The organism is Pelatocladus sp. BLCC-F211 (genome assembly GCF_041928655.1).
GTDB lineage: Bacteria > Cyanobacteriota > Cyanobacteriia > Cyanobacteriales > Nostocaceae > Pelatocladus.
Genome location: NZ_JBHFLM010000159.1, coordinates 37,756 through 50,564, shown reverse-complemented (window position 1 = coordinate 50,564; position 12,809 = coordinate 37,756). Strand labels below are relative to the sequence as shown.

The 12,809-nt window shown below is 39.5% G+C and carries 13 protein-coding genes and 1 tRNA gene; 7 read left to right on the top strand and 7 right to left on the bottom strand.

The window, feature by feature from the left end; translation table 11 throughout:
- Nucleotides 1–449 precede the first annotated feature (449 nt).
- Nucleotides 450–533: transfer RNA gene (locus ACE1AT_RS19930), tRNA-Leu, on the bottom strand.
- 505 nt (nucleotides 534–1,038) lie between these two features.
- Between ACE1AT_RS19930 and ACE1AT_RS19925 the strand changes: the two genes are divergently transcribed.
- Complete coding sequence (locus tag ACE1AT_RS19925) at nucleotides 1,039–2,355, top strand: serine hydrolase (RefSeq protein ID WP_374871497.1); 1,317 nt, start codon at nucleotides 1,039–1,041, stop codon at nucleotides 2,353–2,355.
- Between the two features lie 285 nt (nucleotides 2,356–2,640).
- Complete coding sequence (locus ACE1AT_RS19920; protein ID WP_374871434.1) at nucleotides 2,641–2,985, top strand: antibiotic biosynthesis monooxygenase; 345 nt, start codon at nucleotides 2,641–2,643, stop codon at nucleotides 2,983–2,985.
- A gap of 363 nt (nucleotides 2,986–3,348) precedes the next feature.
- On the opposite strand, the gene ACE1AT_RS19915 is transcribed toward ACE1AT_RS19920, so the two are convergent.
- Both ACE1AT_RS19915 and ACE1AT_RS19910 read right to left on the bottom strand, forming a co-directional pair.
- On the bottom strand, nucleotides 3,349–3,564 hold the full coding sequence (locus tag ACE1AT_RS19915; RefSeq protein ID WP_374871432.1) for a hypothetical protein: 216 nt from the start codon (nucleotides 3,562–3,564) through the stop codon (nucleotides 3,349–3,351).
- A 597-nt stretch (nucleotides 3,565–4,161) separates the two neighbouring features.
- Nucleotides 4,162–4,386, bottom strand: coding sequence for a hypothetical protein (locus tag ACE1AT_RS19910; RefSeq protein WP_374871430.1), 225 nt, complete (start codon nucleotides 4,384–4,386; stop codon nucleotides 4,162–4,164).
- Nucleotides 4,387–4,402: 16 nt separating this feature from the next.
- Between ACE1AT_RS19910 and ACE1AT_RS19905 the strand changes: the two genes are divergently transcribed.
- The 4 genes from ACE1AT_RS19905 (at nucleotide 4,403) to ACE1AT_RS19890 (ending at nucleotide 8,996) form a co-directional block, all read left to right on the top strand.
- Nucleotides 4,403–4,765, top strand: a complete 363-nt coding sequence (locus ACE1AT_RS19905) for a hypothetical protein (RefSeq protein WP_374871428.1) — start codon at nucleotides 4,403–4,405, stop codon at nucleotides 4,763–4,765.
- A 239-nt stretch (nucleotides 4,766–5,004) separates the two neighbouring features.
- Entirely contained in the window at nucleotides 5,005–6,831 is a 1,827-nt protein-coding gene (locus ACE1AT_RS19900; protein WP_374871427.1) for a peptidoglycan D,D-transpeptidase FtsI family protein, read from the top strand.
- A 252-nt stretch (nucleotides 6,832–7,083) separates the two neighbouring features.
- Nucleotides 7,084–8,193, top strand: a complete 1,110-nt coding sequence (locus ACE1AT_RS19895; protein WP_374871425.1) for an iron-containing redox enzyme family protein — start codon at nucleotides 7,084–7,086, stop codon at nucleotides 8,191–8,193.
- 107 nt (nucleotides 8,194–8,300) lie between these two features.
- Nucleotides 8,301–8,996, top strand: coding sequence for an SAM-dependent methyltransferase (locus ACE1AT_RS19890; protein ID WP_374871423.1), 696 nt, complete (start codon nucleotides 8,301–8,303; stop codon nucleotides 8,994–8,996).
- Nucleotides 8,997–9,128: 132 nt separating this feature from the next.
- Here the strand turns inward: ACE1AT_RS19890 and ACE1AT_RS19885 are convergent, their stop codons facing one another.
- Nucleotides 9,129–9,785, bottom strand: a complete 657-nt coding sequence (locus tag ACE1AT_RS19885) for a DUF3386 domain-containing protein (protein ID WP_374871421.1) — start codon at nucleotides 9,783–9,785, stop codon at nucleotides 9,129–9,131.
- A gap of 107 nt (nucleotides 9,786–9,892) precedes the next feature.
- On the opposite strand from ACE1AT_RS19885, the gene ACE1AT_RS19880 reads away from it, so the two are divergent.
- On the top strand, nucleotides 9,893–10,564 hold the full coding sequence (locus tag ACE1AT_RS19880) for a LuxR C-terminal-related transcriptional regulator (protein WP_374871419.1): 672 nt from the start codon (nucleotides 9,893–9,895) through the stop codon (nucleotides 10,562–10,564).
- 121 nt (nucleotides 10,565–10,685) lie between these two features.
- Here the strand turns inward: ACE1AT_RS19880 and ACE1AT_RS19875 are convergent, their stop codons facing one another.
- From ACE1AT_RS19875 to ACE1AT_RS19865, 3 genes are all read right to left on the bottom strand, one after another.
- Nucleotides 10,686–10,964 (bottom strand): helix-turn-helix domain-containing protein, encoded by a 279-nt coding sequence (locus ACE1AT_RS19875; protein ID WP_374871417.1) that lies wholly within the window; start codon nucleotides 10,962–10,964, stop codon nucleotides 10,686–10,688.
- Complete coding sequence (locus ACE1AT_RS19870) at nucleotides 10,954–11,310, bottom strand: type II toxin-antitoxin system RelE/ParE family toxin (RefSeq protein WP_374871415.1); 357 nt, start codon at nucleotides 11,308–11,310, stop codon at nucleotides 10,954–10,956. Before ACE1AT_RS19870 ends, ACE1AT_RS19875 begins: the two co-directional genes overlap by 11 nt.
- A 408-nt stretch (nucleotides 11,311–11,718) precedes the next feature.
- The gene (locus ACE1AT_RS19865) at nucleotides 11,719–12,738 is read right to left on the bottom strand and encodes a sulfate/molybdate ABC transporter ATP-binding protein (protein WP_374871413.1); all 1,020 of its coding nucleotides are present in this window, start codon (nucleotides 12,736–12,738) and stop codon (nucleotides 11,719–11,721) included.
- Nucleotides 12,739–12,809 lie beyond the last annotated feature (71 nt).

The window sequence follows — 12,809 nt, the reverse complement described above, 5'->3', positions numbered from 1 at the left end:
ACAGCTAGATTCACTTACTATTAATAAGTAGTTTTTTAAGTAAAAATCACACAATAACTTTTATCGAAAAAACACTTATATAAAATATAACTTGACAAAAGTATTTCTCAAGAGTGTGAAGTTTATCTGCTCTAAGCAGTATTCAAAATGTCGCAGATGGAATCCGGATAAAAACAAGAGAATCACGCACGAAATATATACTTTTATTTAATTAATAACTTAATTAATATAAGCTTTATAAATATCGTCTAATTTTCTGCTTCCATAGTTTAGCCTGGAATGCGCTACTATGAAGCTCTGCTTTCGATGGAGGTAGGATTAGTATCGACTAGAAATAAGTGCGATCGCAAGCCTGCATATTAAAGACTCCTACGAAAAAGAAGTTAAAATTCTTATACAGACATCAACTCTACATCATTTTTGCAGATGTCTCTTATTTACTATCTAAGTGGGCAGGAGGAGAATCGAACTCCTATGAGCGCAAGCTCGCCACATTTTGAGTGTGGTGCGTCTACCAGTTTCGCCACCCGCCCTTAATTGGCAACTTCACCATTATACTCAATTTTTTGATTTTGCAACAAGTTTGGCAAAAATTTTTTTGAGATGGCGTAAAACGAGCAGAAGGTAAGAGTCAACCGATTTTGGATTGACCCCACAGATAAATTTTAAATCAAAATTTAATCTTTTCTTAAAAATTGTCAGAATACTGATATGATGTCTACATGCTAATGGGAAATTTGACATCATCAGTTTTTATGCAACATTAAAGGTGCGATCGCATAAATATTACAAAATTAAGCCTATTGACTTCGCTGAAGATTCAGTAGAATGGTAATTTTTGCTAGCCTGTCAATTTCATTGCAGGTATTAACTTAATACTATTAAAACATTGGAACTATCGTGTGATCTCACCGTCTGATTTCAGTTCCTAAAACCGGTTAATCATTCCTTTAACTTTTTCGGATAACACTGAGATTTATTCCGGATCTACTGAGATAAATCTGAAAATCTGTGCAAGTAAATTATATGAATAACAAGATGAGATTACGCTTTTTATTACTTAGCGTCGTCAGTATTGTGTTGCTATCTTCTCCAATCAAAGCTGCTAGGTTGCAATCTTGGAACTTCGATCAGGCACGAAATCAGCTACATTTAACTACTGATTCTGGAGTTCAACCAAGAGCTTTTTTAATTAAAAATCCAACAAGACTTGTACTAGATTTACCTGGAACAAATCTCAATCGTGATACAGTTCGCCAAAATTTGGGTTCAGCAATCAAAGAAATTCGGATCGGACAGGTTGATGCTAAGACTACCAGAATGGTAATTGAATTAGCTCCTGGTTATACAGTTTCTCCAGATAAATTACTGATTAAAGGAGATTCTTCTTCCCACTGGATAGTAAACTTTTCATCTGTTGAACGTGTAAGTTCTAACAATTCATTTGAGCAAGTTGCAACTAATAAGTCTAGTGAAGAACAGTTTCCTATTCAGATAGGTAATGCTTCTTCCTTTGTTGGAGGAATTCGTTTAGGTCAAGATATATCCCAGTTAAATACTCAAGTTAAAGCATTGATGGCTCGCTATAGCTATCTTCAACCAGGAATGTTCTTTCTAGATTTGGATACAGGTAACTATCTAGATTTGAATGGAGAAAAGGTCTTTCCAGCTGCTAGCACCATTAAGTTTCCAATCTTAGTAGCTTTGTTTCAGGAAGTAGACGCGGGTAGAGTCAAACTGAATGAAACTTTGGTCATGCGTCGTGATTTAATGACTGGAGGTTCAGGAATATTGCAGTACAAACGCCCAGGAACTAAACTGAGTGTTTTAGAAACTGCCACTAAGATGATTACCATCAGCGATAACACTGCAACCAATATGATTATTGATCGTTTGGGTGGTAAGGCTAGATTAAATCAGCGGTTTCAAAGTTGGGGACTGCAAAATACGGTGATTCGTAATCTCTTAGGCGACTTTAAGGGAACCAACACAACTAGTGCAAAAGATTTAGTCAGACTAAGTGCTTTGCTGAGTAATAATCAGTTACTGAATGATGGAAGTCGTTCCCAAGCATTGGATATCATGCGTCGTGTCAAGAACAGAAGCTTATTACCAGCAGGTCTTGGTAAAGGTGCGGTAATTGCTCACAAAACAGGTACACTTGGGATTATTCTTGGAGATGCAGGTATTATTCAAACATCAACAGGTAAGCGCTACCTAGCTGGAATCATGGTTCGCAGACCTTTTGGTGATAAAAGAGCAAAGTCTTTTATTAATCAAGTTTCTCGATTAGTTTATAGCTATATAGAACAGAACAGCGTCAATGCATCTACGACTGCGCCACAAAAACTTTAACAGTTATCAGTTATCGAAGGTTAGGAGCAGTTTTTGACCATCGCAACAATTTAGTTAATACCCCAATTACCAATTACCCATTACCGTTTGTGGGTTAGTTTGGCGATCGCCAATTCAAAATAAAAAATTAAAAAACGAAAGTCGAGGTACACCAAACCTATAAACTGCAACAAGCAGAAAAAACTCTTTGAGGAGTCATTAATCAATAGTCCAGTGTCAAGTGTCTCGATTTTTCACTATTGACCATTGACTAATGACCAATAATTATCTGCCAAGGAGAACCAGATGACAGACTTTCAAGATTTTCTAAGACATCAATATGTTTATGTAGCGACGGGAGAGTTTAAACCAGGTAAGTTTGAAGAAGCCAAGCAGCTTTATGAACAGGCTGTCTCAATGTATACTAAAGGCTTCCAAAAAGCATATCTCTTGCAACAACCAGGGACTGACAAAGGTATCGCGGTTATTTTTTGGGAAAATATCGGTGATATGGAAGCAAACCACAGCGAAGCTTACCAAAATATCTTAAAAAAGATAAGTCACTTGTTTGCTCACAATCCAACCATCTCTTACTATGAACTCGTTTGTGAAATTGAACCAGCTTTAGATCAACAAATTCCGGTTCACTGACAAAAAATTTAGTGTAAGCAATTTCTGTAGATAGCGATCGCCCCCATTTCTTAGCTATATTTTCGGCTATGGTGGGCGATCGCTAAATTCACACTAACTTTTGTTCTGTATCCAAAGTTAACATGAAAAACCTTGAGTAAGGCTAGCCATAGCTAGCATTACCCAATTCAATAGACATCTCCAATAATTAAATATGCGTTATCCAGAAACCTTGTAGAGACGTAGCAGTGCTACGTCTCTACATTCTTTTTCACCAGATGTCTAATAGTTCATTCTCTGGGCAGTAGAGAATAAATCGTCAGTGTAATGATGTAATGAGGAGCGACCTCAAAAGGGCTTAGTGATCTCACCTGAGACCAAAATCTAGGGAGTAGTAGTAGTGGTAGGAGAAGGACTAGCAGGTGTAGTGGTAGTAGTAGCGGGTGTAGTGGCGGTAGCGGGTGGAGTGGTAGCGCCAGTATCACTGGGTTCGGCGGGAGTAGTGGTGGTAGTAGAAGGTGTTTCACCACCACCATTGCAGGCTCCGAGAGTAGCAGCTAGACCAAGTAAAAGAGCAAAACCAAAGATTTTTATTTTCATAACTCCTCTGTCACCAAATGCGGCAAAAACTATTTTAGGCCTGTTGAATAAGATACCTCATTTGTTGCTTAATTTTAATAATTTTTAGGTTAGATATTTTAAAGTCAACTTTTTGCTTTTTAGTTTATCCTAGAAAGCTAATTCTAGACATTCTAATTCACTGAGTAAGGAAAAATCGTAACAAACTATCTGTCCAAATCAACTTGGCACAGTACTAGTTTCTACTCTAACTACATTAAAATAAGCGTAACTTTTTATAATTTCTCATATTCTACCAAAAAAACAGCTTCTAGACAATCTCTTGCCGTTGCTACTTTGGGTTGCCATACTTACTAGGAATCGGGGATTGGGGATAAGGGGCAGGTGGGGTCCCCTCTGGGGAACTCGGGCCCCCCACTCCCCTCAAGGGAGTGGGGGCGAAGGGGCAACGGGGATCGGGGATCGGGCATTGGAAAGAATTTTGGATTTTGGATTTGCGATGCGTGGATTTCAATCTAAAATCCAAAATCTCAAATCTCAAATTTCTTGTCCCCCACTCCTCCTTGTCTTCCTTGTCCCCCACTCTCCCTTGTCCCAACTCACACAAAAAATATATATCTAAAAAATTATGGCTGTTGCTCGCAAATCAGATGTTTCTGCAAAACGCAGTTGGTTCCAGCGAAATTCTCTGATGATTAAAAATTCATCCACATTCCAGCAATCTAGATCAGCAGGAACTATCACAGACAAAACCTTCTCTCCTCCTGTTTCCTCTAGAATATCTAGGCGTTCGTCTGCCAAAAAACCAGTATCTACTTCTACACCTGTCCCAGATTTAAACAAACAAGGAACTATTCCGATGTGGTTGTTACGCTTTTATGCCATAAATCGTTATTCAGGAATTGTGGCATTTGTTTTAGTGGCAACCACCCTGGTAATTTATGGTTGGACTGTATATTCTCAACAACTTTGGAGTCAGTCATATCGGAAACTGCAAACCTTACAGCGAGATGAGCGACAATTAACAACAACAATCGAAGTGCTAAAAAATAAAATGGCACAGGAAGCACAAACACCAGGAGCAGGATTGGTATCACCATCTCCCGCAGGGGCAATTTTTTTGCCTCCAGTACCAGAGGATTCTAACTCGTCACCATCTACCACAACTACTCAATCAAACTTTCAACTACAAGAGCCAAACTCTGAACCACTGGGATATTAAAGTCAATCGATTTTGGATTGACCCCGACCACTGCTTGGGTGCAGGGCTTGAAGATTTTAAATTGACGATTTTAGATTTGTTCCGCCCACAAGGGGCGGGGCTTGAACCGAAAAAATAATCTAAAATCCAAAATCCAAAATCTAAAATTGGCACGGTCAATAGTTATTGGTTGTTGGTTGGTAGTTAGTAGGTAGAATAACCAACAACCAACAATCAACAACCAACAATCAACAATAATTATGCAAAAATCACCAAGTAGAAGAAGATTCAGAAATCTTCCGAAGACAGAATCACAAAAGCGAGGGCGTCAGAGAACAAGACGAAGATTTCTACCTGCGTTTACCTTGAATAGCGAACCGCAAACACCCAATCTTAAATACCGACTGCTAATTGTTTGGGCTGTATTAATTGTTGCTGGATTGGGACTGAGTCTGAAATTGTATAATTTGCAAATTGCACAAGGGCCTAAGCTGAAGGAGAAAGCGCGAAACCAACAAATGGTCAATTTGCGACCTTTTGTACCTCGTCGCCAGGTCATAGACCGCAATCGAACTGTACTGGCCATAGACCGACCAGTGTATACTGTCTACGCCCATCCCAAACTATTTAGTAAATCTAACCAAAAAGTTGCAGAACTTCTGGCGCCAATTGTAGATAAAGACGTTACTGAATTAAAGAATAAATTTGACAATAAAAAAAGTGGTATTTTACTGTCGTCGGCAATGCCTGAAGAAATTGCCAATCAAATTTTTGCATTGCGCCTCAATGGTCTAGAGTTGATTCAAAAATACTCTCGATTTTATCCACAACAAGATTTAGTGGCAGAAGTAGTTGGTTATGTTAATCTTGATCGTCGAGGTCAGGCAGGGGTGGAATATAGTCAAGAGAAATTATTAGAACGCTCCGTGCAAGCAGTGCGCTTAAGTCGGACTGGTAACGGTTCGTTGATGCCAGATTATGCGCCAGATGGATTTCCTCATTCTGAGGATCTACAATTACAATTGACAATTGATAGCCGCTTGCAACGAGTCGCTCGTGCTGCACTCAAAGAACAGATGGATAAGTACAGTGCTAAACGTGGGGCGGTAATTGTCATGGATGCTTGGGATGGTTCCTTACTCGCATTAGCTTCTTTACCTAGCTACAATCCCAATGAGTATTCCAAAGCTGATATTTCGCTATTCAAAAACTGGACTGTAGCTGATCTCTATGAACCCGGTTCTACCTTTAAGCCTCTCAACGTTGCGATCGCTCTCGAAAATGGTGTAATTACAGCTAACGATACTTTTAATGATTCAGGTTCTATTCAAGTAGGCGATCGCACGATCAAAAATGCCGAGAACAAAAGCTACGGACGCATTAATATTGCCCAAATTCTTCAACATTCAAGTAACATCGGCATGGTGCAAATTATCCAACGTTTGCAGCCTTCTGTCTACTACGGTTGGTTAGAAAAATTAGGATTAGGACAAGCTGTGTCTACAGATTTGCCCTTTATCGTAGCTAGTCAACTCAAAAGTCAAGAAAAATTTATCGCTTCACCCATCGAACCAGCAACGACTTCCTTTGGTCAAGGCTTTTCCTTAACACCATTGCAACTAGTACAAATGCACGGGGCATTAGCCAATGGTGGAAAATTAGTCACACCCCATGTAATTAAGGGTCTGGTCGATAGCAAAAACCAACTACATTATACACCAACAATACCCGAACCACGACAAATTTTTTCAGCCATCACCACCCAACAAGTAGTAGAAATGATGGAAACAGTTGTGGATGAAGGAAGCGGCAAAGCCTCACAAATCCCAGGTTATCGGATCGCAGGCAAAACTGGCACAGCCCAAATCGCAGGTCGCTCTGGAGGTTACGTAAGTGGTGCATATGTTACTAGCTTCTTAGGTATCATGCCAGTAGAAGCACCTAGATATGTAGTACTAGCTCTAGTAGATGAACCAAGAGGTGTCAATATATATGGTAGTACTGTCGCCGCACCCATAGCAAAAGCAGTCATGGAAGCATTAATTACCATTGAACAAATTCCACCAAGTCAAGCAATTAGGCAATAGTCAATAGACATCTGGTGATAATTAAATATGCGTCAGCCAAAATCCTTGTAGAGACGCGAAATTACCCTGCGGGAACGCTAAAAGCGAACGCGTCTCTACTCTTCCCGTCTCCCCCTTGGGTAGAATATTTGAACTACTGCTTAATATTTTCTTTATAACTGTAGAAAGAGGTAGAGAAAGCTACTAAATGAGAACCTAAGTGTATATGAAATGTAAGTCATTAACACTGATTGCAAAGCAATTAAATCATCCATGCAAAGCAACTTAGTAGAATTTCCTCACGCTTTTGCAGTGGGAGAAAGCGAGTATATAGAAGTAACAAAAGCTACTAATTATCAATCTGCTGAACAACAATTTATAGAATTGCTGGCAATAGATAATTTAGACAAAAAACTGGAGAAAGAACCTACACTCAGAAGTGAGTTTGAAAATGCACTTTTTGTGGCAATTAACGCCGCTTATCAAAATGATTCTAGTGATGATGCGGCTCATAGCTTTCTCCAACGTATACTTTACCGAATAAATCGCCTAAATTTATTTTGGTATGACGATTTACGGCATTATACGAATGAGCGATCGCTCTATTTATCTCAGATACGCAATCAAATAGAAACTGCTTGGCAAAAATGGGAACTTGACCAAATCGACGTGGTAGGATTACAAAGATTGGATGTTAAGCAAGCACTTATTGAGCGTGCTGCTGAAGATTTAGATCCACCACTATCTCCAGAAAGCCGTTATCTGCGTGAACAAATGAGTGAGGCTGGCTATCGACATTTGTTGGCTATTGCTTCATTTGACGGCTTAGTTGAAGGTAGTCGCCTTTCTCGCATTCTGGGCGGTACTGCTAATGAAGTGCAATGTACACTCATACGGGTACTACTAGAAGAATACGGCAATGGTCGCCTCTCTCGCAAGCATTCGACATTTTTTGCTCAAATGCTGAACGAATTCAGTATGAACACCGAACCAGAAGGATATTTTGACTTAGTACCTTGGCAAGTATTAGCTTGTGCCAACCACAACTTTTTGATGACAGAATGCAAGCGTCATTATCTGCGTTATGCTGGTGGGTTAACATACTTTGAAGTGGCTGGCCCTGCGACTTACAGAAATTATCTTGCAGCAGCGCAACAACTGAGATTATCGGATGCAGCAATGGGTTATTGGGAGTTGCATATCCGTGAAGATGAACGTCATGGTCGTTGGATGTTAGATGATGTGGCTTTACCTTTAGCAGATATGTACCCTGAACTGGCGTGGGAAATAGTTTTGGGGTACGACCAAGAAAAAATCATGAGCGATCGCGCAGCTAAAGCTGTTGTGCAAGCTATACGTCAAGCAGAACAAACTGATTCTTAAAATTCATCTCTGCAAGACGCTTAATAGTTTTATTTACATTTTGCAACCAAGTAGGTAAAGGATATGCCTTACTTACAGATATTCTATTTTCCTAATTTCACACACCAATGAAAGACATATTTTTCTGTCCAGAAGAATCTAACTTCTATGCAAATTGTTTAGAAAATTTTGCTCTCAGAAATTGTCAAAAATCTGAATGTATAGTTGAATTTGGCTCAGGAAATGGTAGTCCTGTCATCAATTCTCTATTGAGAAATAAATTTGATGGCATGATCCAAGGATTTGAATTAAACACCTCTGCTTGGAAAGCTGCTAATTCAACAATTGACGAATACAATCTTGCTCATAAATACGTCATTCACAACTCATCTTTTTTTGAATCCTCTCAACCAGAAGCGGAGTATCTTGTTGCCAATCCACCCTATATTCCTGCACCAGATAATGATATTTACATGCCACTGTTATTTGGGGGTATAGATGGAGCCACAGTTACCAATGAACTTTTGTCCCTTGACTATGAAAATGTTGTACTTTTAATTTCTAGCTTTTCCAATCCTAAAAGTACAGTAGATCATGCAAAAGCAAATGGTTATTGTGTGAGTAGTTTTCTGATTTTACCCTTGCAATTTGGCTATTATAGCTCTGAACCCAAAGTCAAAAAACACATAGAAGAATTACGCAAAAATAAAATGGCTTTTTATTCGGGCAATTATTACTTCTTAGCTGGTGTTTTATTCAAAAAATTCCAAGCAGTTAAAGTTGATTTATCTGATGAATTAATTCAAGCAATGACAAGCTTGTAAATATAAAAAAATGGTGCGTGCTTATAGGCAAGCACACACCATTGTTTATCTTAAAAATACAGGTACAAGTGAACAAGTACTGCATATGATAGAGGCTGTAAATCCCGTTCCTTTTTTTGTTGATGAAATGACTTAACCCGCTACAGGTTCCAACAACTGAATGTTAGAAAAGATAAATTCTTGAGTTGAGGGTTGGTTTTTGGTATCGGTGCTGATAAACCGACGATTCATAATAAAATAATTCCCAACCTTTTCATATTGATCGTCGAATTCACTTCTACCACCTTTTTGTTCACCTGTTTGCGGGTCGTGGTATACGGAATCATAGGTGTGAGGTAAGTAGCCTTCCGCAGTTTCATGAACGCTAAAGGTGTTGATTGTGACAACAACGCCGTGGATATGGCGGTGAACCAGGCTAACTATGTTATTGCGGACTTTGTATTTGTCGCCTATGGACTTACCACCAAGTATAATTTCAACTGCGCCTGTTTCATCGGTGTCACCATAGCTAAAAGTATTTGCACCATGGGTTTCTTCAAAGGTACGACGGACACGATGAACAGCTATTTCCCAAGCTTGATTATTAATCGCCTGTTTGGCTTGCTCATCTTCTACATCAAACACTTCTGCTTTGAGATTAGGGCTAACCTGAATTTTGCCTGTAAACACCTGATCATCTTGTTTGTAAGTGATATCTGCGGTGTAGCCAGGAAAATTTTTATCCCAAGTGTATCGGTTTTCGTAGGCAGCCCGGAAGAGTTCTTGAGCAGATACTTGTGTTGCAGTCACTGGTTTCTCCTATATTTGTTAGATTATGTTAGTTTTTTAGCTTTGCTGCTATTAGTTAGCATAGAAGTAATTCTCAAGCCCGCCTAGTCCCCAAGTGGGTACACTCTATGGTTAGTTCTCTCCACATTTTACTTGATGCGATCGCCAAAACTAATAATGAACAAGAACTGCTACTTGCTGTCAAGAACACTGTCGGCAAGCATTTTGGTGTCGAACGTTGGGGTCTATATCTCTCTAATGACCTGTCTACAGCAGAAAATATTGAAGTGCAAAAAATTCCAGAGGTCTGTTTAGAGGGAAATCCGATTGGGCGCTATGTAGTTGAACGCCATGCACCTGCCCATGAACAATTGATTTTAGCACCAGGAGACTGGCAAGATATTTGCCCACGCGATGATCACGCCCACGTCATGAGTGGGCCGATTGTCTGTGATGGGCGTTTGGTAGGAACACTCAATCTCGCCCGCGCTGATGGTCATCCTCCCTTTGACGCGAACGATTTAGCTGATTTGAGTGCTTTGTGTTTACATTTGTCAGCCAAACTTGCAACTCTCAGAGCAAAACCAAAAACCTTCAATTCCCCGTTAGTTGGTCGCCTGACACCACGAGAGTTAGAAATTGTCGAGTTAGTAGCTCAGGGGTTAACTAATGGGGAAATTGGGGAAAAGCTTTTTATCACCCAAAATTCGGTGAAGCAAGCGTTGAAGAGAATGTTTCGTAAGTTGGGGGTTTCAGCGCGAGCGGAGATGGTGGCAAAGTTGCAGGATGTGATTCTATAGTAATTAATCTCGGCGATTTCCAATCGCCAAGGCTTTTTAATTTCGAGAATACTATATTTTCAATCTTTTCTTTTGTGTGAGCAGAAAGCGATCGCATCCTCACAGCAAAACGCGATCGCTATTATTTCAGTTCTACATAAAGCTTCTTTCCTAAAGCCTTTGCATATTTTTCTAGTGTAATTATACCCACATCTTCGGCATGATTTTCTATGCTATCAATTGTAGAGATATGCAAATTTAAACGATGAGCTAAATCTTCTTGTGTCATTCCTGCTGCAATTCTTGCTTGCGCCAGCAATACTCCTATTTTAAAACTGGCATATCCAGAATCAAAATCTTCAGCAAATTCAGAGTCCGTTTGCTTGCGCTTGGCAATATATTTTTCTATATCATTCATCATTTTGTTTCCTGCTTACATAATCTCGTTTTCGCTGTTCTGCTAATTCAATCTCTTGAGATGGTGTTTTTTGTGTCTTTTTCGCAAATCCGTTTGTTAAAATAATCAAATTATCCTGAGCAAAAAAGCCAAGTAGACGAAATGTATTACTACCAACGTTAACTCTTACTTCCCAAATATCATCAGTGTTTACCAATTTCTTAAAGTATTGACTTGGCACAGAATCTATTTCTTGAATTAGGCGTAAAACCCAAAGCACTTTTTGCGCTTGTTTTCCAGATAAAGAATCTAGGAATTCTTCTATCGGACATCTTTCTGAATCTGTGCGATAAAAAATAATTTCTCTCATTCAATGATTTATAATTTCGCTGAACAAATATATCTATAGTTCATTAAAATTACCATGATTCTCTCTACCTGTCTTAATTGCTTCTAGTGTTTGTGCTGTATTGATAGCAATTTATTGGCGTCGTTATCCCACCTATATTTATATAAATCAGTTTTAGTCGCAACTTTTGCTCTTGGCTAGAAAGAGCCTCTACATACTTGACTATTCTTTGAAAAGATACTGATTTGCTCATCGAGAATTTTAATGACTCTTAAAAAGAGAATATTCTTGATCTTAATCTTTTTTCTTTATAGCAGAAAGCGATCGCATCCTCACACCAAGACGCGATCGCTCTATTGTATCGTTTGTAGTAAGGACTTTAGTCCTTAAATATTTCAGCGCTAAAGTCCTTACTACAAACAATTGGTCTTAGGTTACAGCATAAGCACCAGAAAAGACTTTTGCTTGCTTTGATTTCACGTAGACGCGTTGACCCTCTTGTAACTCAAGCCTGCGGAACTGTTCCCGACTGAGGAATGCATTGATTCTTTCACCAGATTGCAAAGCTAACTCGGCTCGAATTTCCCAACCTAGATGAATGATCCGATCAACTATCACAGAGGTAGTATCGTCGCTTGCTTCTATTTCAATTAATATATCATGGGGGCGTAAAAATACTTTGTCGCTGGGAGAAACTCTATCTCTGTTGGGTGCAATACCTGCATTACCTGGTAAAACATTCACTGGGCCGATAAAGCTCATCACAAAAGGTGTGGCTGGGTTGTCATAGATGTAAGCTGGGCTACCAACTTGTTCGACCCGTCCCTGATTCATTACCACGATTTCGTCTGCAACTTCCATTGCTTCTTCTTGGTCATGGGTGACAAATACAGTAGTAACATGGACTTCGGAATGCAGATTACGTAACCAGGTGCGTAAATCCTTGCGGACTTTGGCGTCTAATGCTCCAAAAGGTTCATCCAATAATAGAATGCGTGGTTGCACAGCTAGCGCCCGTGCTAAAGCTACTCGTTGTCGTTGACCCCCGGAAAGCTGAGAAGGATAGCGATCGCCAAATCCCCTTAACTGTACCAATTCCAAAAGTTCCTCGACTCGTTGGCGAGTACGTTGTTTGTTAGCTTTACGCAGTTCCATTGCAAAGGCGATATTCTCTCGCACTGTCAGGTGTTTAAACAGCGCGTAATGTTGAAAAACAAAGCCAATGTTACGTTCCTGGACGCTGCGATGGGTAGCATTTTCGCCCACTAACCAAATTTGACCTGCATCTGGTATTTCCAACCCAGCAATCATCCGTAGTAAGGTAGATTTTCCGGAACCAGAAGGCCCCAGTAATGCTACCAGAGATCCGGTTTTAATTTCCAAACTTACATCGTCAACTGCACGGAAATTACCATAGTGCTTAGAGACATTTTCAACTGCAATACCCATAATTACTTTATTTTGCTTAAGTATCTGTATACGTAATTCTAACTACTGTTTGCCTAGCAATATTTAGTATT

What these genes read in the sequence shown, in the direction of transcription:
- ACE1AT_RS19925 (WP_374871497.1), top strand. Translation starts at nt 1,039, where the DNA reads ATGAGATTACGCTTTTTATTACTTAGCGTCGTCAGTATTGTGTTGCTA.
- ACE1AT_RS19920 (WP_374871434.1), top strand. Translation starts at nt 2,641, where the DNA reads ATGACAGACTTTCAAGATTTTCTAAGACATCAATATGTTTATGTAGCG.
- ACE1AT_RS19915 (WP_374871432.1), bottom strand. Translation starts at nt 3,564, where the DNA reads ATGAAAATAAAAATCTTTGGTTTTGCTCTTTTACTTGGTCTAGCTGCT.
- ACE1AT_RS19905 (WP_374871428.1), top strand. Translation starts at nt 4,403, where the DNA reads ATGTGGTTGTTACGCTTTTATGCCATAAATCGTTATTCAGGAATTGTG.
- ACE1AT_RS19900 (WP_374871427.1), top strand. Translation starts at nt 5,005, where the DNA reads ATGCAAAAATCACCAAGTAGAAGAAGATTCAGAAATCTTCCGAAGACA.
- ACE1AT_RS19895 (WP_374871425.1), top strand. Translation starts at nt 7,084, where the DNA reads ATGCAAAGCAACTTAGTAGAATTTCCTCACGCTTTTGCAGTGGGAGAA.
- ACE1AT_RS19890 (WP_374871423.1), top strand. Translation starts at nt 8,301, where the DNA reads ATGAAAGACATATTTTTCTGTCCAGAAGAATCTAACTTCTATGCAAAT.
- ACE1AT_RS19880 (WP_374871419.1), top strand. Translation starts at nt 9,893, where the DNA reads ATGGTTAGTTCTCTCCACATTTTACTTGATGCGATCGCCAAAACTAAT.
- ACE1AT_RS19875 (WP_374871417.1), bottom strand. Translation starts at nt 10,964, where the DNA reads ATGATGAATGATATAGAAAAATATATTGCCAAGCGCAAGCAAACGGAC.
- ACE1AT_RS19870 (WP_374871415.1), bottom strand. Translation starts at nt 11,310, where the DNA reads ATGAGAGAAATTATTTTTTATCGCACAGATTCAGAAAGATGTCCGATA.
- ACE1AT_RS19865 (WP_374871413.1), bottom strand. Translation starts at nt 12,738, where the DNA reads ATGGGTATTGCAGTTGAAAATGTCTCTAAGCACTATGGTAATTTCCGT.